Consider the following 849-nt stretch of genomic DNA (forward strand, 5'->3'; position numbering starts at 1 on the left):
TGCCCGCACCCTCGCCCAGCACCAGGCCCTTCCTATCGGCGGAGAAGGGCCGGCATGTATCGGGTGAAAGCACGCGCATTGCTTCCCATGCTTTCAGCACGCCCCATGCGAACGGCGCGTCGCTGCCCCCGGAAACCATTACGTCGGCCCGGCCCAGCTTGATCTGATCCACCGCCGAGGCGATCGCATGGTTGGCCGAGGCACATGCGGAGGTCACCCCGAACACCGGCCCGCGCAAGCCGAGGCTCAAGCTAAGATGGACGGAAGCGGCGCTGGGCATCACCTTTACTCCAGTGAAGAGTTCAGCACGGATTGCGCTACCCAAAAGCAGTGAGCGGTAAGTTTGTTCTGTTGCGTATGAACCGGTAAATCCGACGCCCACTGTCGCGCCGAAGCGATGGGCATTCCCTTCGTCGCAGGAAAGTCCGGCCTGCCGCATGGCTTCGCGCGCTGCAAGCACGGCGAGCAAGCTGAAGCGGTCCATGGAGATGAGATGCCCCCGGTTGATGTCGTGCTCGGGCAGCGCCTTGATCTCAGCGCCCGTCATGCCCTCCAGGTCATGAAGCTCGGAATTGACGAGCGGGCCGATGGCGGAGCGGCCTTCGCGCATCTCTTTCCACATAGAGGCGGTGTCGGTGCCCAGTCCGCACAGGCCGCCCACTCCGGTGATGACGACGCGCCTGTCCATTCAAGCCTCCTTCGCAAGCAAGCCGCGGACGGCGTCCACGACGTCGCCGACATTCTTGAGATTGGACCAGGCATCGGCCGTGTTCATATCGATCTTGATGCCGTAGGCCTGTTCCACATCCCAGAGGACGTCCGCCAAACCCAGCGAATCGAACCCGAGCG

Annotated in this window: 2 protein-coding genes; both read right to left on the reverse strand. The window is 63.1% G+C overall.

Features of this window, described 5'->3' with window-relative positions; translation table 11 throughout:
- A partial coding sequence (locus tag NMG46_RS29550) for a beta-ketoacyl synthase (protein WP_302897330.1) occupies positions 1-688 on the reverse strand: 688 nt, incomplete at its 3' end.
- On the reverse strand, positions 689-849 hold a 161-nt coding region (locus NMG46_RS29555), incomplete at its 5' end, for an acyl carrier protein (protein ID WP_254820784.1). It abuts the gene before it with no gap.

Source organism: Mesorhizobium sp. LMG 17147 (assembly GCF_024297145.1).
Classification (GTDB): Bacteria; Pseudomonadota; Alphaproteobacteria; order Rhizobiales; family Rhizobiaceae; genus Mesorhizobium.